At 49.6% G+C, this 264-nt stretch carries 1 rRNA gene; it reads left to right on the top strand.

Annotation, left to right across the window (positions count from 1 at the left end):
- Nucleotides 1–104, top strand: a 23S ribosomal RNA gene (locus AACY49_RS31525); the annotation flags it as partial.
- Nucleotides 105–264: the final 160 nt, after the last annotated feature.

The raw sequence follows: 264 nt of genomic DNA on the forward strand, positions 1-264 counted from the left end.
GTCCCCTGAAGGGCCGTCGAAGACTACGACGTTGATAGGTTGGGTGTGTAAGCGCTGTGAGGCGTTGAGCTAACCAATACTAATTGCCCGTGAGGCTTGACCATATAACACCCAAGCAATTTGCTGATCCGAAAGGACACCAGATTGCGGTGTGTGAAGACGCAATGAACCGAAAGTTCGAGAAACACACAAACTATCGCATACCCAATTTGCTGAAGCGTCGAAAGACGGTTCGGTACCCGAATTTCTTGACGACCATAGAGC

It is taken from the genome of Pseudomonas sp. EL_65y_Pfl2_R96 (assembly GCF_963970905.1).
GTDB lineage: Bacteria > Pseudomonadota > Gammaproteobacteria > Pseudomonadales > Pseudomonadaceae > Aquipseudomonas.